The sequence below is a fragment of the Saccharibacillus sp. CPCC 101409 genome (assembly GCF_030518235.1).
Classification (GTDB): domain Bacteria; phylum Bacillota; class Bacilli; order Paenibacillales; family Paenibacillaceae; genus Saccharibacillus.
Genome location: NZ_JAULSA010000004.1, coordinates 108,557 through 134,364, shown reverse-complemented (window position 1 = coordinate 134,364; position 25,808 = coordinate 108,557). Strand labels below are relative to the sequence as shown.

The following is a 25,808-nucleotide window of genomic DNA, read 5'->3' as shown; positions in this document are numbered from 1 at the left end:
CCTCGGGTTCGGCAATAAAAAAGGAGGAGCGTCCGTGAAAGCTTTCGACCGTCATTTCGGCTGGATCTCCTGGCTGCTGTTCGCCTTGATGGGCATCAGTCTGTTTCTTCTGGACAATGCGTATGCGCTGCCGCTGCTGACCGCTTACATGCTGCTGGCGGCGCTGAGAAACCGCAGGTCGCTCATCGCGGCCTGGCGCGGTTCCGGCGCCGGACGCAAAGCGGTCGTGGCGATCTCTTTTCTGCTGGCTGTCGGCGTCGCTTTCGTGCTGATCTGGTACGGCGGACGTTACCTCCGGCAGCAGGGCGTGGGGACGGCGTTCGAATATGTCTGGATTGTGCTGGTCATCGCGAGCGTGCTCGCGGGACTTCGCGCCGTCGTCGTCGTTTCGGGACGCGCCCGGGCGCGCCGCAGACGTTCCGGACGGTGAGCCGCCGCTTCGGACGTTTTGAGCTGAAGGTCACGGACGGTAAATTTTTTGCAGCAAAGCCACCAGCTGTTTCTGTTCTTCTTCGTCCAGATTCTGCGTCAGTTCGGCGTTGAAATCGGACAGCACGCGATTGAGCCGGGGCATGAAGTCGGCTCCTTTTTGCGTGGGATAAAGACGGTGCGAGCGGCGGTCGCTGTCGTCCGGGCGGCGTTCGATATATCCTTCGCGCTCCAGATGCTGCACGGCCCGGGCGGTGGTCGCTTTGTCGAACTTGAGGTCGGCGGTCAGCCGATCCTGCCGGATGCCGGGATGGAGCACGATCGTTTTCAAAAAGCTGTGATGGCCGCCGCCGCCCAGCCCGTAGGGCTTGAACGCCTGGGCCAGCCGCTTCTGGTTCTGACGGTAGATCAGGGAAATCGATTTTCCGATCGGGAATTGCGGGCTCATGGGAATGGGGCTCCTTTCCTTTTTCCGTTCGTCCCTTTGAATATTATCGGAAAATCGTTGCGTTCGCAACTAAAGTGACGTACACTGGACAAGTCAATTCGTTGCGTAAGCAACCAAAGAATCGGGGTGTACGGGTGAAAGCGAATATACAAACGTATCAGGACGACCCGCGGGTGCAGCAGCGCCGCTGGATGATCCTGGTTATTTTGAATCTGTTTACGTTTATGGCCACGCTCGACGGCAGTATCGTCAACGTGGCGCTGCCTTCGATCTCGCGGGACCTGAATCTTCCGCTCGGCCATACCCAGTGGATATCGAGCATCTACCTGATGGCGATCTGTTCGTTTATCCTGCTGTTCGGCCGGCTGGGCGATATCTTCGGCAAGATTCGCGTGTTCCGTATCGGCACGATCGTATTCGTGGTCGGTTCGCTGCTGTGCGGACTCAGCGGTTCGCTGGCGACGCTGATCGCGGCCCGGATCGTCCAGGCGATCGGCGCGTCGATGACGATGGCGAACAGCCAGGGCATCGTAACCGACATCTTCCCGGCGAACGAACGCGGCAAAGCGCTCGGCCTTGTCGGCACGTTCGTCTCGCTCGGCAGCATCGCCGGACCGGGCCTCGGCGGCCTGATGGTAAGCTCGCTCGGCTGGGAGTCGATCTTCTGGATCAACGTGCCGATCGGCTTGGTCGCGATCCTGCTCGGCGCCAGACTGCTGCCCGGCGATATCCGCATATCGAAGAAAAGTATCGACGGAGCGGGCAGCCTGCTGTTCGCGGGCTTTATCGTCTCGCTGATCGCGGCGATCCTGTTCGGGCAGGAAGCCGGCTACGGCGACTGGCGCATCCTGGCGCTGTTCGTTTTCGCCGCCGCGGCGTTCGCCGCGTTCCTGCGGCTGGAGTCGCGCCGGGACGAACCGATGCTGAATCTGAATTTGTTCCGCAATCCGCTGTTCTCGCTCAGCATCCTGTGCGGCTTCCTGGTGTTTGTGAGCATGTTCTGCTACAACATTATCGCGCCGTTCTACTTGCAGTCGATTCTCCAGCTGTCCCCGCGCGACGCCGGCTGGATGATGATGATCTATCCGCTCGTCATGGTCGTCGTCGCGCCGCTCAGCGGAGCGATGTCCGACCGCTTCGGCTCGGAATGGCTGACCTTCCTCGGTCTGCTGCTGATGGTCGGCGCGCAGGCGGGCCTGGCTTCGCTGCACGCCGGCAGCACGCTGGTGCGGGTCGGCGCGTTTATCGCGCTGCTCGGCCTGGGCGGCGGACTGTTCCAGTCGCCGAACAACTCGCTCGTCATGTCGACCGTGCCGCGTCCGCAGCTCGGCGTGGCGGGCAGCGTCAACTCGCTGATCCGCAACCTCGGCATGGTCGTCGGCATCGCCGTCGCCACCACGACGCTGTTCGGCGTGATGAGCGGCCGCGCCGGATACCGCGTATCCGGCCTCATCCCGGACCGCCCGGACATTTTCCTGTCCGGCATGCACGTCGTCTTCACCGTCTCCGCTTCGATCTGCGTCGCCGGCGCCCTGCTGACCGGCTGGCGCCTGCTGACCCGCGGCCGTCGCGGCGGCGGCCGGTCGGAGAGCGAAAGTCCCGGCGCGCCGGGACCGGCTTCGGGCGAGAGCCCCGTCTCCGGCGAGCGCAGTTCGGCTTCGGGCGAGAGCGCCGGCAGCCGCGGGCCGGCGAAGGCTTGAACTTAAGCTCGGACGCAGTTCGCGCATGCTTGCAACAGCCGCAGGATCGTCAAATTTCTCGTTGATCGTTTTGTCCGCTACCTTACGTTGACAAAAAGGCAACGTAGAAGCGGAAAATTGGGTTTTCGTATAGCTAGATTGCTTTTTGTGCAACGTAGAGCGAGATAAAAGACGGATTTCCGGCAAATTTGCTCTCTACGTTGACAGAAAAGCAATCTAGTTTGCGGTTTGGCTGTTTGATACGCTGTACGTTGCTTTTTCGGCAATGTAGTTAAGACGGCTCTTCCTGCAAGAAAGATTTGAACGCATATTTTGCCTCGATATCATCAAAAAAGCAGAGGCGGACCAAAACCTTCATTTTCCCGGGAACGGGAGATGAAGGTTTTTTGAAGCCCTAATCAAGCAAATGAAAAGGAAACGTGCCGGTCGGCTCGTAGCCGCGGATTTGTTTGCCGTTTGCGCGTGGATTCAAAAGTCCCTGTGCCGATAAACTTTGCAGAAGTTCTCGGGCCGGGCGGAAACTCATCTTGTACCGAACCATCACATCCTTCGGCCGAATCGCCCGGCCCAATCGCCAGGCGGTGCGCAGGACGTCTTTTTCCTCCGGCGACAGACTGGCGCGTTCCCGGCGGCTGTCGATCAGCATCGGGCCGACGCTCAGCTGAAGCAGCATGCGGCAGACGTCGGGGCGGCGCTGGATATCGTCGAAGGAAAAGTGCAGCATTTTCCAGCCTATGCCGGTGAGGAAAGAATCGCGGTTCAGCGCATAGCTGAATTTCTCGCGGTCCATGTCTTTGATATGGCTCTGGAAGCCGTCGCATTCGATGCCGATCCGGCCGCCGCCTTCGGGCAGGAACGCGAAATCGAGAAACTGCGAACGGCGGTTCCAGTCGTAAATCTCGTATTCCGGATGCAGACGGTCGAAGCTGCCGAGCAGCGGCCACCAGACCTGTTCGAGAAACAGTTTCTCCGCATACTGGTGTCCGCGCTCAAGTCTGCCCCGGCGCTCGCCCGAGCGGGCATCCAGATGACGCGCCAGAAACAAGCGGTGAGCTTCTTCAAAAAGACCGGCAGAAAGCGTCGAACGGGGCGGAACGGTTTGGCCTCTGTAAGCCGCTGAATCACTGCTGCGAGCCGCCGAATCGCCGCCGCGTTCTTCGCGTTCTCCGCGTTCTGCTCGCGCCTGTCGTGCCGAAGACGGCGCAGGTGAAGCGACGGAAGTCGACAAACCGGCTGCGGCGGGTCGATCGGTTAAAACGGATTTTTTGCGGGACATCTCTATTCCTCCTCGGATTAAATATAGAATCGAGCAGCGAGCGATAAACGCTGAGCCGAACGTCTGCCTGATCGCCAAACTTCTCTCAACGCACAAAAAAACGCCCCCTCGGCAGTCTGCCGGGAGGACGTTCTTCGCCGCTCGTTCATATTCGCTTACGGCGAGTATAACATATCCAGTTTAACTTTTGTTCAACTCTCGTTTAGCTCCCGGTTATCGCGGCGTGCTATCATGCAGGTAACGACGCGCCCGCCCGCGGCTCGGCTTGAAGAAGCTTCGAGCCGGCGCGCGGCCGCAGTCCGAACAGATCCGAATAGGACGGGAGCCCTGACCATGACGATTAAACGCCGGCTTTTTATATCCAATATCCTGATGATCGCGATTCCCATCGTGCTGTCGATTCTGCTGGCCGCGCTGGTGTTTCTGCTGGTCTGGAAAGACTTTACCGGCTACCGGCTGCAAAGCGACGACGATTATTACGGCGCGCGCGACTCGGTGATGGAGACTGCGCGCGATATGATTGTCAATCCCGACGCCCAGCGCTTGTCCATGCTGATCGAGCGCGCCGACACGATGCTGGAGACGAACAAGATGTCGCTGCTCGTTTACGAAGACGACGCCGTACGCTACAATCTGGGCAGCAAAGAACTCCTAAGCGACGCCGACAGCGCGACGGATGCCGAGCTTGCGCAGGCGCTGGAAACGCTTGGCGGAACGGGCGTCGCGGGGAAAAACGGCCGCGAACTGTACGTGTCCGAGCTGGAGGAGAGCGGTCATGCCTACCGGATCGAGCTGCTGAGCGACCGTCCGAAGCTGGACGCAAGCGCGGAAGAAGACTACGGTTTTCGCCGGGCGCCCGTTTTGCTGCTGCTGGCGATGATCGCGGTTGTTTTTTTGACCAGCCAGTTCCTGACGCGTTCCGTGTTCCGCAATATCCGGCGGCCGCTGGAGATCCTGACGGACGGGGTGAGGGAGATCCGCGACGGCAATCTGGATTATCGGATCGACTATAAGCGCAAAGACGAATTCCGGGCCGTATGCGAAGCGTTCAACGAGATGGCAGGCCGGCTGAAGGAATCGATCCGGGCCGTGCAGAAGCAGGAGATCAATCGCAAAGAGCTGCTGGCCGGCATTTCCCACGATCTGCGCTCCCCGCTCACGTCGATCAAAGCGTATTCGGAAGGACTGCTGGACGGGGTGGCGGGCACGCCCGAATCGCAGCGCCGGTACGCCGGCATGATCAAGACCAAAGCGGAAGATATCGACCATATGGTGTCGCGGCTGTTTCTTTTTTCGAAAATGGATCTGGGCGATTACCCGAATTATCCCGAGGAACTCGATCCGCGCGAAGAGCTGGAAAGTTTCTTCCGCGCGGCGGCCGAGGAGCATGCGGAGCAGGGGCTGAACGTGGAGCTGAACGGGCTGCCGCGGCGGCTGACGCTGCATGCCGATCCGGTGCAGTTCCGGCGCGTGCTGGCGAATCTGGTCGAGAACAGTTTGAAATACAAAGAGCGGCCGGAAGTGAGCGTGAAGGTGTCCGCGTCGACAATGGGCATAAGCGGCGAAACGCTGCGGATCGTGGTCGAAGACGACGGGCCGGGCGTGACGGACGAAGCGCTGCCGAAGCTGTTCGACGTATTCTACCGCAGCGACGCGTCGCGCAGCAGTCCGAACCGCGGCAGCGGCCTGGGTCTTGCGATCTCGGAAAAAGCGGTATCGATGATGGGCGGGCGGATTTACGCGGAGCACGGAGGGCGCGGCGGTCTGCGGATCGTCATCGAGCTGCCGGTACGGCCAAGCGAAAAGGAGGCGTAACTTATGACGGACGGCGGCAAAAAAATTCTGATCGTCGAAGACGACAGCGCGATCGCGGAGATCGAACGGGATTATCTGGAGATCGACGGCTTTGCGGTGGAGATCGCGGGCGACGGTCATACCGGCATACAAAGAGGCGGCAGCGGGGAGTTCAATCTGATCCTGCTCGACGTGATGCTGCCGGGCGCGGACGGGTTCGCCGTATGCCGCAAACTGCGCGAGAGCGTCGACGTCCCGATCCTGATGGTGACCGCGCGGCGCGAAGACATCGACAAGATCCGGGGACTGGGGCTGGGGGCGGACGATTATATCGTGAAGCCTTTTTCGCCGGGGGAACTGGTGGCGCGCGTCAAAGCGAATCTGGCCCAGTACGAGCGCCTGCGCAGCCGGGGCGGCTTTGAGCCGGGCGGCGGCGAGCTGAGCGAACTGAAAGCCGGTCCCATCTCGATCCGTCCGCAGTCGCGGCGGGTGTACGTCCAGGGCCGGGAGCTGACGCTCAAGAACAAGGAATACGAACTGCTGCTGTTTCTGGTCGAGCATCTCGATATGGTGCTGAGCAAGGAAACGCTGTACGAGAAAATCTGGGGCTACGACGCCGTCGGCGACAGCGCCACCGTGGCCGTGCATATCAACCGGCTGCGCGACAAGATCGAAGACAACCCCGGCGATCCGAAATATATCCAGACCGTGTGGGGCGCGGGGTACCGGTTCAAAGCGTAGAAGACGGGCGCGGGAGCAGGCTGCCGGAAGGCCCGGATCGTCTGCTGTCCGGAATGTTTAGGAACGGTTTAAACTTTGTTTAGAAAGTGTGCATGGGGCGTTTATCTCCGGGCTGTACGATAAGGGTGCGCAAAAGAAACATCCAAATCGAAGCAGGGGAGAGATTGAGATGAAAAAAAGTACGCGGATGAAAACGGCGGGCGTGATGGCGGCGGGCATGATCGTAACGGCGAGCCTGGGAGCGGCGGCTTACGCGAACGGAGGGGCTTACGAGAATTTCCGCTCGGCGGCGCTTAAAACGATGGAAGCGGACAACGCGACGGTCAATTCGACGATCCGGATCTCGCAAAACGGAAGCGTGACGGCAAGCGGAAACGTGGAAATGCAGACGGCCGGCGAAGAAAGCTATTCGTCGGGACAATTCGAAGTCGGCGGTCATAAGATCGACGTCGAACAGGCGACGGAGGACGGCAAGCTGATTCTGCGCAAAGGCGATCGGTATTATTCGGCCGAAGCGGACGCGGACGAAGACGAACATGCCGGCTTCGGCCCGTCGGGCAAACACGAAGCGTCGCCGAGCGCGGTGCGCCTGATGGAAACGGCGAGCGATCTGCTGCTGGGCGATATCAAAGACCGGTTTACGGAAAGCGGCGATACGATCACGCTGAACCTGACCGGGGCGCAGGTGCCGGAGCTGGCGAACCTGGCGCTGAACGCGGTGCTGGAAACCGGAGCGAAGCGCGGCGGTGAACGGTTGAGCGAAGCGGCGCAGGGGCCGTGGGCGGCAGATTCGGAGTGGAAAGACTTCGACCCGGACACCCTGTTCCCGATCGCGCAGGACGGCCGCGTGGACAATGTGAAGCTTGAAGCCAAAGTGGAAAACGGCGCAATCGTATCGCTGAACACGACGCTGAGCGTATCCGGCCTGGACAAAGACGGCAAGTCCGCCGTCGTGGAGGCTTCGATCGCCAGCACGATCAGCGATGTCGGCAGCACCGTGCCGGAAGACATCGACGTGACGGGCAAGACCGTCGAGGAGCTTGAACTGCCGGCCGGATTCCGCGGAGCCGGATCGGAAGAATCGGGACGCGGCTTCGGCGGACCGTTCGGGCACGGGCCTTTCGGCGCCGGCCGCTCCGAGTAAGGCAGGCGCGCCATGACCGTTGTCCGCATCGACAACCTGACGAAGAAGTACGCCAACCGGCGGGGCGTGGAGAAGCTGTCGCTTGAGATCGAAGCCGGGCAGGTGCTCGGCCTGCTCGGTCCCAACGGCAGCGGCAAGACGACCGCGATGAAAGCGATCGTCGGCCTGCTGTCGCGGGACGCCGGCGAAGTCTCGCTGTTTGGCCTGGACCCGGCCGAGCATCTGCCCGCGATCCTGGCGAGAACGGGCTGCATGATCGAAAGCCCGGGCCTGTATCCGTACCTGACGGCGGAGCAGAACCTCCGGCTGACCGGCCGCTTCTATCCGGGCTTCGACACGGACGCGGTCGGCGCTCTGCTGGATGAAGTGGGACTGCTGCCGCAGCGGCGCGAGAAAGTGCGCCGGTTCTCCATGGGCATGAAGCAGCGCCTGGCGCTGGCGGCCGCTCTGCTGCCGAAGCCCGACCTGCTCGTGCTCGACGAGCCCACCAACGGTATGGATATCGAAGGCGCGGCGCTGTTTCGCGAGATCGTCCGGCGGGAAACGGCGCGCGGCTGCGCCGTGCTGCTGTCCAGCCATCTGTCGCACGAGATGGAACAGCTGTGCACGCATGTGGCCGTGCTGCAGGGCGGCGTGCTGCTCGATACCGCGTCCGTGCCGGAGGCGCTGGAAAGGTACGGCAGTCTGGAGCGGTATTATCTGAAGCTGAACAACAGCGAAGGGAGAGGAACGGCATGAGTGGGGAAGCGAACTTGAAAGCGGGAACGGGAATCGGCGGGAGAAGCGAAGCGCTGGCAGCCGCCGGCCCGGGAGTAAATCCGGGCCGCTCCGGGGATGCGTTTTCGGCTTCGGCCGCGCCGAAGCCGGGCGAAGACGCGCGGCCTTCGGACGCGACGTCCGGGAGGAGCGCGGCCGCTCCCGAAGCAAAGGCGGGCGGGCGCGCGGCGGACGCGCAGCCCGTCAAAGCGCCCGGCACCGCCGCGATGATCGGCCGCGCGGCCGAAGTCGAACTGCGCAAGATTCTCGCGCAGTTCAAGTACCGGGCGCTCCCGGTGCCGGTCGCGCTGGCGCCGCTGATCGTGCTGCTGCTCAACCGGCTGCCCGGAAGCATGATCCGCTTCTCGCCGGCGAACCTGCCGTTCACGCTGCTGTCGCTGGCGGCGTACGTGCTGCTGCCGCTGGCCGCCTGCATGCTGGCGGCGGACCTGTTCGCCGGCGAGCGGGAGCGCGGCGAGCTGAAGATCCCGCTCACCCGGCCGGTGAGCCGCCCCGCGCTTGCGCTCGGCAAGCTCGCCGCGATCGTGGCCTACCAGGCCGGCCTGCTGGCCGTGCTGCTGGCGCTGTCGCTCGCGGCGGGCGCGCTCTCGGGCGCGGGCTCCGGCGGACTGGACCTGCCGGCGGTGCTGGCCGCCTACGCCCTGACGCTGCTTCCGGCGGCAGCGTTCGGCGCCGCGGCGATCTTCGCTTCGACGCTGGCGCGCAGCGCGACGTCGGGCTTTCTGCTCGGCGTGCTGCTGCTCGCCGCGCTGGGCGGCATCGGCCTGCTGTTCCCGGCGGTATCTTCGGCGATGCCGACCGAGTACGCGACTTTGTACAAGTCGGTGATCGGCTCCGAAGTCGCCTACGGCCAACTGCTGACGGGCGCCGGCATTCTGCTGGGCTTCGGCACCGTGCTGACGACGGCGCAGATTCTGCTGTTCGACGCCAGGGAAGTTTGACGAAGCCGAAGGATTCCGCCGCCGATGCCGCGAAAAAGGATTGAAGTTTTGCTATAGGACGATATTTATAGAAAAAGCGTCTCCCCTCGATAAAGACAGGGAGACGCTTTTTTGTATGCTGCACATTCAGATGTCCGTTAACGGTTTTGGCAAGCGCTGCATGTCCTAAAAAGCAACGTAGAGCTCAAAAAAGAAAGGAAAACCGGGCTACGCTGCCGATTATGCAATGTAGAACAATCCTGGTTGGATATTTGCGCCGATTACGCGTTCTACGCTGCTTTTTCGACAACGTAGTAGGCCAAAGTGCAAGAATAGATCCTTCTACGTTGCCTAAAAGTCAATGTAAGTCCTGTTTTGATCACCCGGCAGCGGGACGGCGTCGTTTCGACTTCGACTTCGACTTCGACTTCGACTTCGATTTGGCTTTTGAATGCTTGCCGGGTTCCCGTCGAGCCGGGCAGCCGGGTGAAAGGCCGGCGCAGCCGCTACTCGAATCTCCGGATATGCGGCGAGCAGAGCGCGGTCAGCAGGATCAGGATGCCGGCGCAGGCGAAAATGGCGATCGTCGGGATGCCGCCGATCGTATCGGCCAGGCGGCCGACGACCAGGTAGCCGACCGGCAGCAGCGCGAACGAGCCGAGCATATCGAGGCTGGCGACCCGGCCGAAGCTTTCGGCGGGCACCAGTTCCTGCAGGCTGATCTCCCAAATAATCATGAACATCATCATTCCGAAGCCTTCGAGCATCATCGCCATCACGAGTCCCGGCACCCAGGTGACGACCGAGAGCAGCAGCAGGGCGACCCCGCCCAGCAGCGCGCCGCCGTAAGCGACCAGGCCGCGCCGTTTCCAATCCCTTTTTGAGCCGAACAGCGCCGCCGCCAGAATCGCGCCCACCGCCGTGCCCGCCATCGCAATCCCGTAAACGGACGGCGGCAGGCCGTGATGGACTTTGAACAGCCAGGGCACAAGCACGGCGACGATGCCGGTATAGCAAATATTCAGCAGAGAAAAAGCGACGATCGTGATCCACAGCCACGGCAGCCGCCGCAGCACATGCACGCCCTCCATAAACTCCGACCCGAAGCCGGAGAGCACGGAAGATTTCTTGAGCGTTACGGAAGCGCCGCTTGCCGGAGCGCTTTCCGCCGCCGTGCCCGCAGCCGTCCGCGATTCGGCCGCGCCAATCCGCGTCCCCGCCGCTGCGCCGTGCCGTTCTTTTTGCGAGGCGAGCACACGACCCAGCACTGTAAAGCAGATCAGCGAGATCAGGTAGGTGACGGAATCGAGCGCAAAGCCCGCTCCCGGCGAAGCCGCCGTCACCAGCATCCCGCCCAGCGCCGGGCCGAGCAGGCGGACGCCCTGGATGCTGATCTGGCTCAGCGCGTTGGCGGCGTTGCGGATATCGGGCGTGAACACCTCGGCGCGCAGAGCGGAATACGCCGGGTTGAACACGCCTTCCATCAGGCCGTAGAACACAAGCCCGATATACAGCCGCTCCAGCGTGATCGTGCCCGTGAACAGCGAGATCGCCGCCAGCAGCATGATGCACAGCCGGGCCGAGTTGCTGAGCATGACCAGCCGCAGCCGATCCGTTTTGTCCACGATCCAGCCGGCAAACGGCAGCGCGAGAATATTCGGCAGCATATAGCAGGTCATCGCGAAGCCGAGCGCCGTGGACGAATCGGTCAGCGAGTAGACGACGAGCGGCAGGATCAGCACCGACACCGAACTGCCGAGCATGGCGATCCACTGGCCGAGCCACAGGTAGGTAAAAGCTTTCGATTTGCGCAGCGGCGACAAAAAAGCGGCCAGGCGCGAAGATGTTTGATCCGCCGTGTTTTTGTTGGCATCCGACAGCATGGTTAGAACTCTCCTTCGGCAGCGCGCTCGCGATCGTCGCCGATTCGGCCGATCCGCACGCTGACCCCGTATTCCCGCCCGCCCGCGGTGCTGCGTTCCCATTTTTCCAGCAGCGCCCTGATCTCCCGCGAGAACCGGACCGCTTCTTCCTCCGACAAATCGAGCCGGGTCGCGTAATATTCGTGTTCGCCGCGCCGGACGTCCCATTCGTCGTCATTTTTCAAGCCGGGATAATGAAAATGCGACGCTTTGGCCAGGTAATATTTCTCGACGATCCCCGACACGCTGCGCGTATCCGCCAGTTCCAGCAGCCCGCCTTCGTACAAACGCTGGATATGATAATGCACATTGCCCGGCGTCTGCCGGATCAGGTCGGCGACCTGCTTCGATGTCATCGGTTCGCGCGACAGCGCGTGCATGATCTTGATCCGCAGCGCGTTTTGCAGCAGCTTGTTCTGTTTCTCGTCGATCACCAGCGTGTCTTGATCGGGTTCTCGCTTCGGCCCCGCTCCTTGTTGAGACTGTTTTTTCGGCACCATCGCAGTATGCCTCCCATTCGAATTTTTTGTGGAGACCAATCTATGCGGTTTGCTTCGATCTAATTTCAGTATGATCTAAATTCCAGATTGATGTTGGAAATATAACACGATCCGCGCGAAAAAGTAAATAGAAAAGAGCGGCAAAAGCCGGGGCGTGCACGCAAACTCCGCGGAGCCGGCAGCGGGCGGATACCGATAATCGCCCGCTCAAACCGTTACGGCGCGGGCTTTTTTTGCTTGGGAGCAAGCAGAGCGCATAAGAAAAAGCCTTTTCCAACAGTGGAAAAGACTTTGAAAGTCCGCCTGAAAAAAATTGAATTTCATAAACTTATCTTTAGCGTTGATAAGGTACTTGATCGTTCAGCGCTTTACGAGAATGTATCAAGCAAGCTTGATCGTTCAGCGCTTTACGAGAACGTATCAAGCAAGCTTGATCGTTCAGCGCTTTACGAGAACGTATCAAGCAAGCTTGATCGTTCAGCGCTTTACGAGAACGTATCAAGCAAGCTTGATCGTTCAGCGCTTTACGAGAACGTATCAAGCAAGCTTGATCGTTCAGCGCTTTACGAGAACGTATCAAGCAAGCTTGATCGTTCAGCGCTTTACGAGAACGTATCAAGCAGGATGGATACCAGCAATCCCATCGAAGCGATAAACCCGACGATCGGGCCGCCTTCCTCGAACGCTTCGGGCATCATGGTCGAGCAGAGCATGGCGATGATGCCGCCGCCGGCGAACGCGCCGATCGCCGCTTTCATCTCTGCGGACAGCTGCTCCAGGAACAGGTAGCCGCCCATCGCCGCCAGCGCCGAAACGATCAGCACGGCGATCCACATCCCGATAATCTTGCCGCGCGAAAAGTTGTTCTGCTGAAGGCCCGCCGTACTCGACAGGCCTTCCGGGATATTGCTGACGAAGATCGAAACGACGAGCACGACGCTGACTCCGCTGCCGGCCAGCAGGCTCGCGCCCAGCATGATCGATTCCGGAATGGCGTCGAGCACGGTGCCGGCGAAGATGCCCAGGCCGCTCTGATTGGAACCGTCCGTTTTCGAATCGCCTGCACGGCCTGGACTGCCGGAACCGCTTGGACCGCCCGGATCGCCGTTCAGCGTATCCCCGGAAGAATCGCCGCCGCCCGAGCGCTTGCGGTTGGAACCGCCGCGGCTCGAAATCAGCAGGTCGAACGCGGTATACACGATTGCGCCGGCGGTAAAGCCGATCGCGGTCGCTTTCAGCCCGCCCGATTCGAGCGCGTCGCCCAGCAGCTCGAACGCGGCGGCTCCGATCAGCGTCCCTACCCCGAACGCCATGATCCAGCCGATCACCCTTTTTTTAATATGCAAAAACAGCGCGGCCAGCGCTCCGAGCATGACGGCCGAAGCGGATATCCCGCCCCACATCAAAGCTGCCCACATAAGATCGGCTCCTTTCGTTTCCTGGTCTTGTTCCGTTGGCTTGCCGAGATTGATCTTGTGTATATGCTGACATAAATCCTTCTCTTTGAATGTTCATTAACCAGCGGTATTTGGCGGCAAACAAGTCGGATTTGAAACGAATCGAGCGAGGCGGCGTAGAAGCCGGGGATGGATGTTTCGCGCATTGCGCAGAGGACGCATTCACAGGACGTACGTTCGCCTTTTTTCGCATTATGAATGCGGGCATGGTATAATCTTGAAAACGAATTTAAAGAAAACAAGCCGGAAGCGGGAGGCAATCGGATGGGTACACCTCAAACGGTATTAACGACCGGCGCCAACGCGCCGATCGGGCAAACGGCGCAGCTGCGCGTACGGATCGAATGGACGTCGGCGCCAGCGGACCTCGACATCAGCTGCTTTATGGTCGGGGAGAACGGTAAAGTTCCGTCGGACGATTACTTTATTTTCTACAACCAGGATTCCGGTCCCGGGGGCACGGTGCAGTACGAACGCAAGGGTACGAATACGGCCGTATTTACGATTCGCACGGCGGAGCTCGGCAGCGAGATCGCCAAGTTCGTATTCTCCGCGACGCTGGACGGCCCCGGCACGTTCGAAGACGTAGCCGGCTGCCGGATCGTGGCGGAAGCGGCGTCCGGCGAGATTCTGTACGAGATCAAGGAAGCGACGCGCGAGCGCTCGCTCGTCTTCGCGGAGCTGTACCGGCATGCGTCCGGTCTGAAGCTGCGCGCGGTCGGCCGGGGCTTCAACGGCGGCCTCAAGCCGCTGGCCGAAGCGCACGGCGTCGAGATCGAAGACGAGCGGACGCCGGAGGAAACGCCGACGCAGGGCGGCGCTTCGACTCCGCCGTCTCCGCCGGCATCGACGCCGGGCGGTTCTTCCGCGCCCGCTGCCCCGCCTGTGCCGGCACCCAAGAAACCCGATCCCGAGCCGTCCGTACCGCTCGGCAAGATCGACCTGCTCAAGCGCAAAGTCGGCATCTCGCTGGAGAAGAAAAATATCGCGCACGAGAAGGCGAGGGTGGCCGTCGTATTCGACGCCTCCGGCTCGATGACCCAGCTGTACAAGAACGGGACCGTGCAGCGGGCGTTCGAGCGCATTCTCGCCGTTTCGGCCCGCATGGACGACGACGGCATTATGGATGTCTGGTTCTTCGCGACCAAGATGATGCGGGCGCCGAGCGTGACCGAGTTCCAGTACGAGAATTACGTCAAGAAAACGTATCCGGGACCGAGCATGAAAAGCAAACTGGGCTTCGGCAACAACGAACCCGTCGTCATGGAGGATATCGTCAAGAAGTACACGCAGGAAGATCCCGATTATACGACGCCGACCTACATTATCTTTTTCAGCGACGGCGGCATTTACGAAACGAAGAAAATTTCCAAGCTGCTCATCAAGTATTCGGACAAACCGATCTTCTGGCAGTTCGTCGGGCTCGGCCGCGCGAATTACGGCGTGCTGGAGCAGCTCGACGATCTCAAAGGACGGACGGTCGACAACGCCGACTTTTTCGCTCTGGACGATCTGGACACAGTGAGCGACGAAGATCTGTACGACCGGCTGCTCAACGAATTTCCAAGCTGGCTGAAAGAAGTGCGGTCGCGCGGGATTTTGACGGGCTGATCGGGCCGAACGCAAACAAACGATGACATCGAACGCGGCAGCCATACTCGATAAACCTACGCAGAAGGAGATACTCATCCATCATGAATCCGCATCACGAGAAGCAGGAACGTCAAGAAGACCGTGAAGAACAAACCGTTACCGGGCTGACGCTCGGGCAGTGCCTGAACATGCTGCACAAAGACCTGGTGCTGGTCGATATGGCCCGCCCGGGCAAGCCGACGCATCCGGTGTCCAAGTGGAAAAAGATGCTTCCGCTCGAATCGCCGGGCTACGAACTGCGGACGATGAGCTTCAATCACGGCCGCACGCAGAAAAAGTCGATCGCGCAGGTCGGCGGACCGGGACTTTGGCACGAGTGGTAAGGCGGCAATACGGCGGAGCCTGCAAAGGCTTCGTCTTTTTTTATGATTTTATCGATCGAAAAAGGGCCGGGTCCGGCCGGAACGGGTAATGAAGGATGTAAGCGCCCTAAAGCGTACCCGAGAAAAAACGATTATCCCAATCCGCCAAGGAGGCGATTTCCATGAAACAGACGATCGGAGACCATCAGGATCTGTATATCGTCCGCGCGTCCGATCCGCCGGAGACTCCGGGAACGCCGGATACTCCCGCCGTTCCGGATTCCCCGGATGCGCCGCAGCCGCGTCCGGAAGAACCGCCCGGCACGGAGCCGGGACCGGACCCGGAGATTCAGCCGAAGGAACCGCCGGGCGTAGAGCCCGGACGTCCGCCGGAAGTGACGCCGGGCGAACCGCCGGGCGTGCAGCCCGGACAGCCGCCGGAAACCGTGCCGCAGGAGCCGCCGGGCGTACAGCCGGGCCAGCCGCCGGAATTCGATCCCGACGATATGCCGGGCGTGCGTCCGCATCATCCGGAAGTGACGCCGAGCGAACCTCCCGGCGTGCAGCCGAATCAGCCGCCGGAGATCGAACCGATCAACCCGCCGGACATTCAGCCGCAGCAGCCGCCGGAGATCCAACCGGTGGACCCGCCGGATGTACAGCCTGTCAATCCGCCGGAGTTCTGAAGCCCGGCCGACCGGCTTTGGGCACGCCGTGGGTTTAAAGACATACCCTAATCAAGCGATTTTCGAGTACCCGTTTCTTCCGGAAACTTTTATCGGAGGAAATGGGTTTTTGTGCGTTTTTCGACTCCTCTTTTATTCTTTGAATGGTATTATTTTCTTCGAACGGGGCGGTCGTCAGGAACCCGTCAGAAGGAGTGGAGCGGGATGAAGTTCGGGAGAATTGCCGTCTGTATCGTGTTTGTGGCGGCTGCGGCTTGCAGCGCGACCGGCGGTCCGTTCGCGGAGCCGGCGGCGGACGGCGGGAAGACCGGCGAGGGAACGCTTCGCCCCGCTGTCCGCGCGCAATCGGAAAACGCGCATGACCAAGCCGCCCCGATATCCGCGCCGCTTACAGCCGAGCAAAAGATCGCGGATTTCGATTTTTTATACGAGCAGTATCGGGAGAATTATCCTTATTTGAAAGTGAACGAGCGGACGGGAGGCGGAGACTGGCTGGCGCAAAAAGAGTTCAACGAGCGGGCGGCTGCCCGGACCGAAAGCGACGAAGAATTTTTCCGGACGATGAACCGTATTCTGCGAAAGCTGCACAACGGTCATGCGCGCATGGTCGACGAAGGAGAGTACCGGACGGTCAAAGCGCTGATGGAACGGCACATGCCGGGAAACTACGGACCTTGGATCGAGCAGTTCGATCTTCCCGCGGCGCGGGCCCGTTACCGGCAGGAAGATCAACCGGATCGCGACAGCGCGCTGGAACGATCCGCGGCCATGCTCCGGCAGAGCAAACCGCTTGTATTGGACAGCCTGGAGGCGGGCAAAGTCGCATACGTCAAGATTCCCGGACTGGAAAACGAGCGTATCGAGGGCGATATGGAGCAGCTTCTGCCTTTTCTGCGGGAAAACTGCGGCGCCGACGCGCTGATCTTCGATATTCGCGGCAACGGGGGAGGCGACAGTCGGTACTGGACGCATCATTTGATCCCGATTCTGCTGGACGAGCCGGCCGCATGGACCGAGTACAGCGCGTATCGCGGCGGCGAGACCGGGATTTCTTTTATCGAAGCGAAGCGGGGGATGGTCTACGCGAGTCTGCCCGGGATCGAAGCGTTGAAAAAAGAACGTCTGCCGGCTCTTCCGCCCGAGATTTACACGGATTTCGACCGCTACGAGAAATACGAAAACCGGATCGAACCGGACCGCGAACACTCGATCGGATTCCGGGGCCGGATTTATCTGCTGGTGGACGGAGGCGTTTTTTCATCGGCGGAGAAATGGGCGGTGTTTGCGAAGTCCACCGGTTGGGCGACCCTGGTCGGCCGGCTTACCGGCGGAGACGGGATCGGCTGGGAAGGCGCGTATGTGACGCTTCCGAACAGCGGTTATATGTTTCGCATGGAGCTCGGGATGGGACTGGACTCGACCGGAGCGGCGAATTTCGAGGTACGCACGGAGCCGGATATCCGGATCGGGGACCGGACCCGGAGCGTGGAAGGGCTGGAGAACGATCCCGATGTGCGGGCGGTGCTGGCCGCGGAGAAGCGATGTCGAGGCAACAAGTAAAAAGCCGATCGTCGAAAAAACGGATCGGCCCGGTTGCGGGAAAGTCGGATCGAGATTACGGCTAAATCCGCGGCTGCGACTTTACATAAAACGTCTCGCCGCTCGTCATATCGATGGCGTTGAGCTGTCCGCCGAACACGGCGCCGCCGTCGATGCCGATAATCCGGTTCGTTCCGTAATAGATACTGTTGTTGTCGAGATCGCCGTGCAGGCCCTGCGTCGGCGTATGGCCGAACACCACCGTTTTCTCGCCGCGGTAGCCCCTATGAAATTCTTCGCGAATCCAGACAAGCTGGGACGCCGGCGAGTCGGCCGGATCGCGCCCGGGCTCCACGCCGGCATGGACATAGATAACGTCCGGCGTTTCGTAATACAGGTCCAGGCCGCGCACGAATTTCAGATGGCGTTCCAGTACGGGAGAGTTCAGCTCCGGGCGCCGAAAGTCCGGTCCCGGCATAACGCGCAGCTCGCTTTCGCTGAACCCGTAGCTTTGCAGCGTGGCGAAGCCTCCGTTGCGCACGACCCAGCGGCTCCAGTCTTCTTCGCCGCCTCCGTCCAGCGCTCGCAGCATCAGATCTTCGTGATTGCCCATCAGCGCCGCCGCGCCGCCGGCATGCAGCTCGATGACCCGTTCCAGCGTTTGCATGGAGTTCGCTCCGCGGTCGATATAGTCACCGAGCAGGATCAATCGGTCGGCTGCCGGATCGTAACCCGTTTTCTCCAGCAGCCGGTCCAGCAGATCCAGCTCGCCGTGAATATCGCTGATGGCCAGCATTCTTTTTGACATGTGAGAGGCCTCTCTTTCGGGGAAAAGTTTAACCGAACAGGACGGTCCAGTAATGCGAGATCGGCATGACCAGAACCAGGGCCGGCAGCATATTCGCCACCGGGAAAGCTTTGATGCCGCAGATGCGGAATCCCGTCGCCAGCATAACGATGCCGCCGGCGGCCGAGAAATCGGCGATCATCTCCGGCGTGGTCAGCGGCAGGATCAGCCCCGCGCCGAAGAACAGCGCCAGCAGGATCGCGGCCTGCGGCAGCGCGATGGTCGGCACGATATAGCCGAGCGAAGCCGCGAAGATCAACGCCGTGCAGAAGTCGAGGAACGACTTGGACAGCAGCACCGTGTAATCGCCGGTCATGCCTTCGTTCAGCGCGCCGAAGATGCCGGTACCGCTGGCGCAGAACAGCACGACGATGCCGACGAACTGCTGCATAAAGACGTTGGGGTCCGGACCGGCGCCGGAAGAAGAACCGGAAACTCCGGCGGGGAGCAGCCGTTCGATCGGACCACGAATTTTTCCGGCCAGCCGTTCGATGCCTTTTTCCAGCATGACCAGCTCGCCGATTGCGCTGCCGAGCAGCAGAGCCAGGATCACGGGCGGGAGCGCGTGTACTTTGGCGATCAGCACGACGCCCATGCCCATCGAAGCCGCGCCGAACGTCAGCGGCAGATTGACGCGCAGGCGCTCGGGGACTTTACCGCCGAGCATCGCGCCGAGTACACCGCCCAGCAGGACGGCCAGCGCATTGATTAAAGGCCCTACGGGCATTGAAATTCTCCTCCTTGCCGAACGGCTTGAGCTTGAATCGCCGAAATCTTCGGCATTCCTCTTATTCTAATCCCGATTGCGCGCCGCGACAATAACGAACGCGGAAGGAGAGGGCCGGTAGGCGGCAGTGGAGAAAGACAGGGAGAGACTGCGGAGACTCGGAAAGAAAACGATGGAAGCGTAGATGAAAGCCGGAGATCGGCGGCGGAGCCGAATCGGCAAGCAAGAAAATCGCGCGGAGGATCAAAATCGCCTGTGAAGAAAGCGCGGCGCTCTGCGGAGAAAAAAGACGAGCGTGCGACCGGACAGTGGGCCGAGCGGTTAAGCAGATGGATCTGTGCATTGGAAGAAAAGCTGCACAGGTGCAGCTATCTGTCCACAATAACGACAGATCCACGAAATAACGACCCCGGTACACTTATTTTTGCCTAAAAGTCCCGATTCCCCCTGAGAACGCGAAAATAAGTGTACATGCGCCGTTATTTCGTATAATCGCCGCTCCGGAGCTAAAATAGTTGTACTGGAGACGTTATTTTTATTCGCAACCCGATCTCGGATCCTATTCTCGATCCGCCCCCGTCAGCGCTTCCCTTACCAGGTCCAGCGAACGGTCCTTGATATTCGGATAATCGCTGATCGCCCAGTGCGGAACCTCGTACACATGGCCGGCTTTGACGGCTTTGAGATTTTGCCAGATCGAACTCTGTTGAATCCGGCTCAGGTTCTGCTTGGCGTCGTCGTCGCCTTCGGCTTCCGGGAAGCCTACCTGCATAAAGATATAATCGGCGTCGAAGTCCGGCAGCACTTCAAGCGAGATCGCTTCGATGTTGTCGATCTTCTCCACGCCTTTGGCCGCCGCAAGCTTCAGCTCCCCGTTCAAGACTTCCGCCAGCGCTTTGTCCGGCGCGTGAACCCGAATTTCTTTGGGCAGTACGCGCAGGTAAAGGAAAGTGCTGCCTTCCGGCACGACTTTGTCGATGTCCGCCCGGACATCCGCGGCTTTCGCTTCGTAATTCGCGATCCATTCTTCCGCCTGCGGACGGCGTTCCAGCATATCCCCAAACGCCAGCAGGTCGCTTTTCCAGTTCTGCGCCGGATTGCCGACGACCAGCGTCGGAGCAATCGCGGTCAGCTGATCGTATTTTTCCAGATCCGGTTCGCGCGCGATAATCAGGTCCGGTTTGGCGGCCAGCACGGCTTCCAGGTTGGTTTCGTCGCCGAGCGGCTGTACGCCCGCCAACGCATCCGCGTCCATATAAGGCAGCTGCGTGTCGCCGAGATAAGTATTCATGGCATAAGGTTTGAGCCCGAGCGCGCTCAGCGAGTCGGCAAGGCGATAATCCAGCACGGCGATTCGCTGCGGCGTTCCGGTAATCGTCGTTTCGCCGCCCAGATGCTTGACGACGCGCGAAGCCGCGGCCGGCGATTTCGCATCCTGCGTCGTTTGCGCGGCGTCGGAATCGGAGCCTGCCGAAGACCGGGGCTGCGCCGCCGGAGCGCCGGCCGAGCAGCCCACAGTCAGCGTCAGCGCGCAGAGCGCGAGCGGCAGAGAAGTACGGCGCACGATTGAGAACGAAGAATAAGAGAAGCGGGAAAACATAATAACCTCCTATGTAAAATGGGATAATAAACGAATATTTATACGAAAATGATAATCATTATCATATAAAACGCACGTAAAACTGTCAAATCGCCTGCTTCGATCCTCGACTTTCCATAGCCCCGGCCTTTTTCTGTTTTATCTTCTTCCTCATTCCGGCTCCAAACTCGAAATCGCCGCGCAAAAGTTAAATTTTTATAAAAAAGGTTCGGTTCCGTATAAAGACCCCCCGGAAAAGCGATGCTATGCTGGAACACGTAAACGAAAAAGACGGCGCAGGCAAATTGGAAGCGCTATCTACGACGGCATACGGGGAGGAACTCGGAGATGAGAAGAATAGCGGCGCTTCTGCTGACGCTGGTGCTGACGGCCGTCCTGGCCGGCTGCAATCTGGCCGAAAGCAGCGCGGGAAGCGCGGAGAAAGGGTATATCGGCCTGTCGATGCCGACCAAGTCGTCGGAGCGCTGGGTCGCGGACGGCAGCAATATGCGGAAGCTGTTCGAAGAAAAAGGCTACAAAACCGATTTGCAGTACGCGGAAGACGTGGTCGAGAACCAGATCTCGCAGATCGAAAATATGATCACCAAAGGCGTGGACGTGATCGTGATCGCGGCGGTGGATGGCAACACGCTGACCGACGTCATCGGCAAAGCGCACGACCGGGGCATCCGGGTGATCGCTTACGACCGGCTGATCCGCAACACGCCTTATATCAGCTATTATTCGACGTTCGACAACTTCAAGGTGGGCGTGCTGCAAGCTTCGTATATCGAGAGCAAACTGGGACTCAAAGACGGCAAAGGCCCGTTCAATATCGAGCTGTTCGGCGGATCGCCGGACGACAACAACGCATACTTTTTCTATGACGGGGCGATGTCGATTCTTCAGCCTTACATGGATTCCGGCAAGCTGGTCGTGCGCAGCAAGCAGACGACGATGGCCCAGATCGCCACGCTGCGCTGGGACGGGGCGCTCGCCCAGACGCGGATGGACAATCTGCTCAGCGCCTATTATTCGAGCGAGCACGTCGATGCGGTGCTGTCGCCGTACGACGGAATCAGCATCGGGATTCTGTCGTCGCTCAAAGGCATCGGCTACGGTTCGTCTTCGAACCCTCTGCCGGTCATTACCGGACAGGACGCCGAACTCGCTTCGGTCAAATCGATCGTGGCCGGCGAACAAACGCAGACGGTGTTCAAAGATACCCGCAAGCTGGCGCAGCAGACGGTGAGTATGGTGGAAAGCGTGCTGCAGGGGCAGGAAGCGGAAGTGAACGATACGGAGTCGTACGACAACGGCGTCAAAGTCGTGCCGGCGTACCTGCTCGATCCGGTATCGGTCGACAAAGACAACGTGCAGGAAGAAATCGTGGACCAGGACTACTACACCAAAGAAGAAATCGGCCTGAAATAAAAAAAGAAGGAGGGACGCGGCCATGTCGGAGTATATCTTGGAAATGCGCGGCATCGTCAAAACGTTCCCGGGCGTCAAAGCGCTGGATGACGTAAATATCCGGGTGCGCCAGGGCGAGATCCATTCGCTGTGCGGCGAGAACGGCGCGGGCAAATCGACCCTGATGAAAGTGCTGAGCGGCGTATATCCGTTCGGCGGCTACGAAGGCGATATCCTGTTCGAAGGACAGACGTGCGAATTCAAAGACATCAAGCAGAGCGAAGAAAAAGGCATTGTGATTATCCACCAGGAACTGGCGCTGATTCCGTATTTGTCGATCGCCGAGAATATCTTTCTGGGCAACGAGCGGGCGAGAAAAGGCGTCATCGACTGGAACGAAACGATCGTGCGCACCGGCGAACTGCTCAAAAAAGTCGGCTTGAGCGAGAATCCGAACACGCTCGTCGGCGATATCGGCGTCGGCAAGCAGCAGCTGGTCGAGATCGCCAAAGCGCTGTCCAAAAAGGTCAAGCTGCTAATTCTCGACGAACCCACCGCGGCGCTCAACGAAAACGACAGCGAGAATCTGCTGCGGCTGATGCTGGAGTTCAAGCGCGAAGGCATGACCTGCATCCTGATTTCCCACAAGCTCAACGAAGTGTCGAAAGTCTCGGACTCGATCACGATTCTGCGCGACGGACATACGATCGAAACGATGGATATGCAAGCCGATCAGGTAACGGAAGACCGGATTATCAGCGGCATGGTTGGACGCGATATGACGCAGCGCTTCCCCGAACGCAAGCCGGAGATCGGCGATGTGGCGCTCGAAGTGCGGGACTGGACGGTTTATCACGAACATCATCCCGACCGCAAAGCGCTCGACAGCATCAACATGACGCTTCGCCACGGCGAAATCGTGGGGATCGCGGGGCTGATGGGCGCGGGACGGACGGAACTTGCGATGAGCATTTTCGGCAAAGCGTACGGACGCAATATCAGCGGAAAGCTGCTCAAGGACGGCCGGGAGATTCGCAACGACACCGTCAACCAGGCGATCGGGAACGGCTTCGCGTATGTGACCGAAGACCGCAAAGAATACGGGCTGATCCTGATGGACGATATCAAGCGCAACATCTCGCTGACCGGTATCGGCAAGCTGACCAGGCGCGCGGTCGTCAACGAGCACGAAGAAGTGCTGGTGGCCGAGGATATGCGCAAGCGCATGAATATCAAAGCGCCGAGCATCCTGCAAAAAACGGGCAATCTGAGCGGCGGCAACCAGCAGAAAGTCGTACTCGGCAAATGGATCTTCGCCGGACCGGATATCCTGATCCTGGACGAGCCCACGCGGGGCATCGACGTCGGCGCCAAATACGAAATCTATACGATTATTCATCAGCTCGCCGCCCAGGGCAAAGCCGTGCTCGTGATCTCGTCGGAACTGCCGGAAGTGATCGGGCTCAGCGACCGGATCTACGTCATGAACGCCGGCCGGATCACGGGCGAAGTCGGCCGCGAGCAGGCGTCGCAGGAAACGCTGATGAAATACATGACCAATACTGGAGGGGTTAAGCGTGGAAGCGATCAACAAACTGTTTAAAAGCAATGTCCGTCAGTACGGCATGATTATCGCCCTCGTGGTCATCATGATTCTGTTTACGGCGCTGACCGGCGGCCTGCTCGTCAAGCCTATCAATATCACGAACCTGATTCTGCAAAACAGCTACATTCTCGTGCTCGCGATCGGCATGGTGCTCGTCATCATCACCGGGCATATCGATCTGTCCGTCGGCTCGGTCGCGGCGTTCGTCGGCGCGATCTCCGCGATCATGATGGTGGACTGGGGCCTTCCGGCCTGGATCGCCGTAATCGCTTCGCTGGTCGTCGGCGGATTGATCGGCGCCTGGCAGGGCTTCTGGGTCGCGTACGTCAAGATACCGGCGTTTATCGTGACGCTGGCCGGCATGCTGCTGTTCCGCGGCCTGACCATGATCGTGCTGGAAGGGCAGTCGATCTCGCCGTTCCCGGGCGGATTCACCAAGATCAGCGCCGGCTTCCTGCCGAACCTGGCCGATACGGCGACCAATATGGTCGCGATCCTGGCGGGCATCGTGTTCACGGTGCTGTTCGTCCTGAACGAGCTGCGCGGACGCCGCGAGCAGGCCAAGTATAAGTTCGAAACGTCTTCGAACGGACTGTTCATTCTCAAGCTGGCCGTGATCGCGATCGTCATCAACGTGTTCACGTTCATGCTGGCGAGCTACGCGGGCATTCCGAATATCCTGGTGCTGCTGTTCATCCTGGTGCTCGCCTATTCGTTCGTGATGAACAAGACCGTAATGGGCCGGCATATCTACGCGCTGGGCGGCAACGAGAAAGCGGCGGGATTGTCGGGCGTCAAAACGAAAAAAGTCACGTTCTGGGTCTTCGTCAATATGGGCATGCTGGCCGCCGTCAGCGGCCTGATCTTCGCGGCCCGTCTGAACGCGGCGACGCCGAAAGCCGGCACCAACTTCGAACTCGACGCGATCGCGGCCTGCTTTATCGGCGGGGCGTCCGCTTCCGGCGGCATCGGCACCGTATTCGGCGCGATCATCGGCGGCCTGGTCATGGGCGTGCTCAACAACGGCATGTCTCTGATCGGCCTCGGCATCGACTGGCAGCAGGGCATCAAAGGCCTGGTGCTGCTGCTCGCGGTGGCGTTCGATATTTACAACAAAAACAAAAGAGTCGCCTGATCCGGATTGACGTCAACTCTTTAAGCGGCTGTCAGCCGTACCCGCCGCGGGGGATCCCGATGCGCGGGTACGGTTTTGCCTTTTTCCGGGCGAATGATCCGCGGGCTGTCCGCTCTTTTTTTCGCGATCGGATTTGGATACACTGTAGGGTGAACGGCGGCGCAGGCCGCGCAGGCGAATACAAGGAGGAGAACGTCCCCGTGAAGAAAACGGCTCTGCTTTACGTCGTGCTGATTGCCGCCTTTTTGGCGTATGTGGTCCAGCACGTTTACACCAATTCGGAAAGCGAACGATCGTTCCGCTCGGAGGAGCTGCGGGGAGAACTCGGCGAGAATTACGTCATGGTCACTTTTTTATCGGGCATCGAATACTGGAAAAGCTGCCTCAAAGGCTTCGAAGACGCGGCGGAAGCGCTGAATGTATCGATCGAGTACCGCGGCGCGACCCAGTACGATGCGAGGGAACAGATTACTGTACTGGAGCAGATTATCGCCAAAAAACCGGCGGGCATCGCGATTTCCGCGCTCGATCCCACGTCGCTGACCGGCGTGATCGACAAAGCGGTGGACGCGGGCATTCCGGTCGTGCTGTTCGATTCGGGCGCGCCGGGCAGCAAAGCGTATTCGTTTCTGGGCACGGACAACTACGCGGCGGGCGAGGCCGCGGCGGACCGGATGGCCGATCTGCTCGGCGGCAAAGGCAAAGTGGCGGTGGTAACGCTGCCGTCCCAGCAGAACCACGACGAGCGGACGCAGGGATTCCGCGAAGCGGTCGCGCAGTCGTATCCGGGCATGCGGGTGGTCGCGGTGGAAGACGACAAAGGCGACGCCATGGTGGCGAAAGACCTGACCGAAAAGCTGCTGGACAAGTATCCCGATCTGGCCGGGGTGTTCGTGACCGAAGCGGCCGGGGGCAAAGGCGCGGGCGAAGCGGCGGGAGAACTGGAGCGCGAAGAAAAGCTGCGCGTTATCGCGTTCGATACCGACAAAGATACGCTCGATATGATCCGCGAAGGCAGTATCTCGGCGACGATCGCGCAGGGAACGTGGAATATGGGCTACTGGTCGCTCCAGTATCTGTTCCATCTGCACCACGACCTGACGATTCCGTCTCCCGCCGCTTCCGGCGATGTATCTCCGCTGCCTGTGGGGGTCGATACGGGCATCTCGGTCGTGACGCCGGAGAACGTGGACGATTATTATGCGAAATAACG

At 60.0% G+C, this 25,808-nt stretch carries 23 protein-coding genes; 15 read left to right on the top strand and 8 right to left on the bottom strand.

Translation table 11 applies throughout. The features are described from left to right. The first annotated feature begins 34 nt into the window (after nt 1–34). Nucleotides 35–430 (top strand): hypothetical protein, encoded by a 396-nt coding sequence (locus tag QWJ34_RS10955; protein ID WP_302727674.1) that lies wholly within the window; start codon nt 35–37, stop codon nt 428–430. A 30-nt stretch (nt 431–460) separates the two neighbouring features. Here the strand turns inward: QWJ34_RS10955 and QWJ34_RS10950 are convergent, their stop codons facing one another. Beyond that, complete coding sequence (locus QWJ34_RS10950; RefSeq protein ID WP_302727673.1) at nt 461–877, bottom strand: MarR family winged helix-turn-helix transcriptional regulator; 417 nt, start codon at nt 875–877, stop codon at nt 461–463. Between the two features lie 191 nt (nt 878–1,068). Between QWJ34_RS10950 and QWJ34_RS10945 the strand changes: the two genes are divergently transcribed. Then, nucleotides 1,069–2,577, top strand: a complete 1,509-nt coding sequence (locus QWJ34_RS10945) for an MFS transporter (RefSeq protein WP_302728198.1) — start codon at nt 1,069–1,071, stop codon at nt 2,575–2,577. A gap of 394 nt (nt 2,578–2,971) precedes the next feature. Here QWJ34_RS10945 and QWJ34_RS10940 read toward each other — a convergent pair whose 3' ends face one another. Continuing rightward, complete coding sequence (locus QWJ34_RS10940; RefSeq protein WP_368046497.1) at nt 2,972–3,853, bottom strand: hypothetical protein; 882 nt, start codon at nt 3,851–3,853, stop codon at nt 2,972–2,974. A gap of 333 nt (nt 3,854–4,186) precedes the next feature. Here QWJ34_RS10940 and QWJ34_RS10935 point away from each other — a divergent pair, with 333 nt between their 5' ends. The 5 genes from QWJ34_RS10935 (at nt 4,187) to QWJ34_RS10915 (ending at nt 9,250) form a co-directional block, all read left to right on the top strand. Further along, nucleotides 4,187–5,668 (top strand): sensor histidine kinase, encoded by a 1,482-nt coding sequence (locus QWJ34_RS10935; protein WP_302727671.1) that lies wholly within the window; start codon nt 4,187–4,189, stop codon nt 5,666–5,668. A 3-nt stretch (nt 5,669–5,671) separates the two neighbouring features. Next, nucleotides 5,672–6,388, top strand: a complete 717-nt coding sequence (locus QWJ34_RS10930; RefSeq protein ID WP_302727669.1) for a response regulator transcription factor — start codon at nt 5,672–5,674, stop codon at nt 6,386–6,388. 169 nt (nt 6,389–6,557) lie between these two features. Further along, the gene (locus QWJ34_RS10925) at nt 6,558–7,532 is read left to right on the top strand and encodes a hypothetical protein (protein WP_302727667.1); all 975 of its coding nucleotides are present in this window, start codon (nt 6,558–6,560) and stop codon (nt 7,530–7,532) included. Between the two features lie 12 nt (nt 7,533–7,544). Then, complete coding sequence (locus QWJ34_RS10920) at nt 7,545–8,270, top strand: ABC transporter ATP-binding protein (protein WP_302727665.1); 726 nt, start codon at nt 7,545–7,547, stop codon at nt 8,268–8,270. Then, nucleotides 8,267–9,250: an ABC transporter permease gene (locus QWJ34_RS10915; protein ID WP_302727663.1), complete on the top strand. Its 984-nt coding sequence runs from the start codon at nt 8,267–8,269 to the stop codon at nt 9,248–9,250. The genes QWJ34_RS10920 and QWJ34_RS10915 overlap by 4 nt, the downstream gene beginning before the upstream one ends. 485 nt (nt 9,251–9,735) lie before the next feature. Here the strand turns inward: QWJ34_RS10915 and QWJ34_RS10910 are convergent, their stop codons facing one another. The 3 genes from QWJ34_RS10910 to QWJ34_RS10900 all read right to left on the bottom strand — a co-directional run bounded on the left by QWJ34_RS10910 (nt 9,736) and on the right by QWJ34_RS10900 (nt 13,069). Then, nucleotides 9,736–11,112, bottom strand: a complete 1,377-nt coding sequence (locus QWJ34_RS10910) for an MFS transporter (RefSeq protein WP_302727661.1) — start codon at nt 11,110–11,112, stop codon at nt 9,736–9,738. Between the two features lie 2 nt (nt 11,113–11,114). Continuing rightward, nucleotides 11,115–11,651: an ArsR/SmtB family transcription factor gene (locus tag QWJ34_RS10905; RefSeq protein ID WP_302727659.1), complete on the bottom strand. Its 537-nt coding sequence runs from the start codon at nt 11,649–11,651 to the stop codon at nt 11,115–11,117. Nucleotides 11,652–12,253: 602 nt separating this feature from the next. Further along, nucleotides 12,254–13,069 (bottom strand): ZIP family metal transporter, encoded by an 816-nt coding sequence (locus tag QWJ34_RS10900; RefSeq protein WP_302727657.1) that lies wholly within the window; start codon nt 13,067–13,069, stop codon nt 12,254–12,256. 303 nt (nt 13,070–13,372) lie between these two features. On the opposite strand from QWJ34_RS10900, the gene QWJ34_RS10895 reads away from it, so the two are divergent. From QWJ34_RS10895 to QWJ34_RS10880, 4 genes are all read left to right on the top strand, one after another. Beyond that, nucleotides 13,373–14,719 (top strand): VWA domain-containing protein, encoded by a 1,347-nt coding sequence (locus QWJ34_RS10895; RefSeq protein WP_302727655.1) that lies wholly within the window; start codon nt 13,373–13,375, stop codon nt 14,717–14,719. A gap of 83 nt (nt 14,720–14,802) precedes the next feature. Further along, nucleotides 14,803–15,084: a hypothetical protein gene (locus QWJ34_RS10890; RefSeq protein WP_302727653.1), complete on the top strand. Its 282-nt coding sequence runs from the start codon at nt 14,803–14,805 to the stop codon at nt 15,082–15,084. A gap of 161 nt (nt 15,085–15,245) precedes the next feature. Next, the gene (locus tag QWJ34_RS10885) at nt 15,246–15,749 is read left to right on the top strand and encodes a hypothetical protein (RefSeq protein WP_302727652.1); all 504 of its coding nucleotides are present in this window, start codon (nt 15,246–15,248) and stop codon (nt 15,747–15,749) included. A 204-nt stretch (nt 15,750–15,953) separates the two neighbouring features. Further along, nucleotides 15,954–17,309, top strand: coding sequence for a S41 family peptidase (locus QWJ34_RS10880; RefSeq protein WP_302727651.1), 1,356 nt, complete (start codon nt 15,954–15,956; stop codon nt 17,307–17,309). Between the two features lie 61 nt (nt 17,310–17,370). On the opposite strand, the gene QWJ34_RS10875 is transcribed toward QWJ34_RS10880, so the two are convergent. The 3 genes from QWJ34_RS10875 to QWJ34_RS10865 form a co-directional block, all read right to left on the bottom strand. Continuing rightward, on the bottom strand, nt 17,371–18,096 hold the full coding sequence (locus QWJ34_RS10875) for a metallophosphoesterase (RefSeq protein WP_302727649.1): 726 nt from the start codon (nt 18,094–18,096) through the stop codon (nt 17,371–17,373). Nucleotides 18,097–18,124: 28 nt separating this feature from the next. Further along, nucleotides 18,125–18,862 carry a DUF554 domain-containing protein gene (locus QWJ34_RS10870; RefSeq protein ID WP_302727647.1) on the bottom strand — a complete coding sequence of 246 codons (738 nt, stop codon included), beginning with the start codon at nt 18,860–18,862 and terminating at the stop codon, nt 18,125–18,127. 559 nt (nt 18,863–19,421) lie between these two features. Next, nucleotides 19,422–20,462 (bottom strand): ABC transporter substrate-binding protein, encoded by a 1,041-nt coding sequence (locus tag QWJ34_RS10865; RefSeq protein ID WP_302727645.1) that lies wholly within the window; start codon nt 20,460–20,462, stop codon nt 19,422–19,424. Between the two features lie 327 nt (nt 20,463–20,789). Between QWJ34_RS10865 and chvE the strand changes: the two genes are divergently transcribed. The 4 genes from chvE (at nt 20,790) to QWJ34_RS10845 (ending at nt 25,806) form a co-directional block, all read left to right on the top strand. Then, nucleotides 20,790–21,875: a multiple monosaccharide ABC transporter substrate-binding protein gene (gene chvE / locus QWJ34_RS10860; RefSeq protein WP_302727644.1), complete on the top strand. Its 1,086-nt coding sequence runs from the start codon at nt 20,790–20,792 to the stop codon at nt 21,873–21,875. 22 nt (nt 21,876–21,897) lie between these two features. After that, nucleotides 21,898–23,457 (top strand): multiple monosaccharide ABC transporter ATP-binding protein, encoded by a 1,560-nt coding sequence (mmsA, locus tag QWJ34_RS10855; RefSeq protein ID WP_302727643.1) that lies wholly within the window; start codon nt 21,898–21,900, stop codon nt 23,455–23,457. Further along, nucleotides 23,432–24,595, top strand: coding sequence for a multiple monosaccharide ABC transporter permease (gene mmsB, locus QWJ34_RS10850; RefSeq protein ID WP_302727641.1), 1,164 nt, complete (start codon nt 23,432–23,434; stop codon nt 24,593–24,595). Before mmsA ends, mmsB begins: the two co-directional genes overlap by 26 nt. A gap of 200 nt (nt 24,596–24,795) precedes the next feature. Then, nucleotides 24,796–25,806, top strand: coding sequence for a substrate-binding domain-containing protein (locus tag QWJ34_RS10845; RefSeq protein ID WP_302727640.1), 1,011 nt, complete (start codon nt 24,796–24,798; stop codon nt 25,804–25,806). Nucleotides 25,807–25,808 lie beyond the last annotated feature (2 nt).

What these genes read in the sequence shown, in the direction of transcription:
- QWJ34_RS10895 (WP_302727655.1), top strand. Translation starts at nt 13,373, where the DNA reads ATGGGTACACCTCAAACGGTATTAACGACCGGCGCCAACGCGCCGATC.
- QWJ34_RS10925 (WP_302727667.1), top strand. Translation starts at nt 6,558, where the DNA reads ATGAAAAAAAGTACGCGGATGAAAACGGCGGGCGTGATGGCGGCGGGC.
- QWJ34_RS10885 (WP_302727652.1), top strand. Translation starts at nt 15,246, where the DNA reads ATGAAACAGACGATCGGAGACCATCAGGATCTGTATATCGTCCGCGCG.
- QWJ34_RS10935 (WP_302727671.1), top strand. Translation starts at nt 4,187, where the DNA reads ATGACGATTAAACGCCGGCTTTTTATATCCAATATCCTGATGATCGCG.
- QWJ34_RS10910 (WP_302727661.1), bottom strand. Translation starts at nt 11,112, where the DNA reads ATGCTGTCGGATGCCAACAAAAACACGGCGGATCAAACATCTTCGCGC.
- QWJ34_RS10920 (WP_302727665.1), top strand. Translation starts at nt 7,545, where the DNA reads ATGACCGTTGTCCGCATCGACAACCTGACGAAGAAGTACGCCAACCGG.
- QWJ34_RS10880 (WP_302727651.1), top strand. Translation starts at nt 15,954, where the DNA reads ATGAAGTTCGGGAGAATTGCCGTCTGTATCGTGTTTGTGGCGGCTGCG.
- mmsA (WP_302727643.1), top strand. Translation starts at nt 21,898, where the DNA reads ATGTCGGAGTATATCTTGGAAATGCGCGGCATCGTCAAAACGTTCCCG.
- chvE (WP_302727644.1), top strand. Translation starts at nt 20,790, where the DNA reads ATGAGAAGAATAGCGGCGCTTCTGCTGACGCTGGTGCTGACGGCCGTC.
- QWJ34_RS10930 (WP_302727669.1), top strand. Translation starts at nt 5,672, where the DNA reads ATGACGGACGGCGGCAAAAAAATTCTGATCGTCGAAGACGACAGCGCG.
- QWJ34_RS10905 (WP_302727659.1), bottom strand. Translation starts at nt 11,651, where the DNA reads ATGGTGCCGAAAAAACAGTCTCAACAAGGAGCGGGGCCGAAGCGAGAA.
- QWJ34_RS10900 (WP_302727657.1), bottom strand. Translation starts at nt 13,069, where the DNA reads ATGTGGGCAGCTTTGATGTGGGGCGGGATATCCGCTTCGGCCGTCATG.
- QWJ34_RS10875 (WP_302727649.1), bottom strand. Translation starts at nt 18,096, where the DNA reads ATGTCAAAAAGAATGCTGGCCATCAGCGATATTCACGGCGAGCTGGAT.
- QWJ34_RS10890 (WP_302727653.1), top strand. Translation starts at nt 14,803, where the DNA reads ATGAATCCGCATCACGAGAAGCAGGAACGTCAAGAAGACCGTGAAGAA.
- QWJ34_RS10950 (WP_302727673.1), bottom strand. Translation starts at nt 877, where the DNA reads ATGAGCCCGCAATTCCCGATCGGAAAATCGATTTCCCTGATCTACCGT.
- QWJ34_RS10915 (WP_302727663.1), top strand. Translation starts at nt 8,267, where the DNA reads ATGAGTGGGGAAGCGAACTTGAAAGCGGGAACGGGAATCGGCGGGAGA.
- QWJ34_RS10865 (WP_302727645.1), bottom strand. Translation starts at nt 20,462, where the DNA reads ATGTTTTCCCGCTTCTCTTATTCTTCGTTCTCAATCGTGCGCCGTACT.
- QWJ34_RS10870 (WP_302727647.1), bottom strand. Translation starts at nt 18,862, where the DNA reads ATGCCCGTAGGGCCTTTAATCAATGCGCTGGCCGTCCTGCTGGGCGGT.
- QWJ34_RS10940 (WP_368046497.1), bottom strand. Translation starts at nt 3,853, where the DNA reads ATGTCCCGCAAAAAATCCGTTTTAACCGATCGACCCGCCGCAGCCGGT.
- QWJ34_RS10945 (WP_302728198.1), top strand. Translation starts at nt 1,069, where the DNA reads ATGATCCTGGTTATTTTGAATCTGTTTACGTTTATGGCCACGCTCGAC.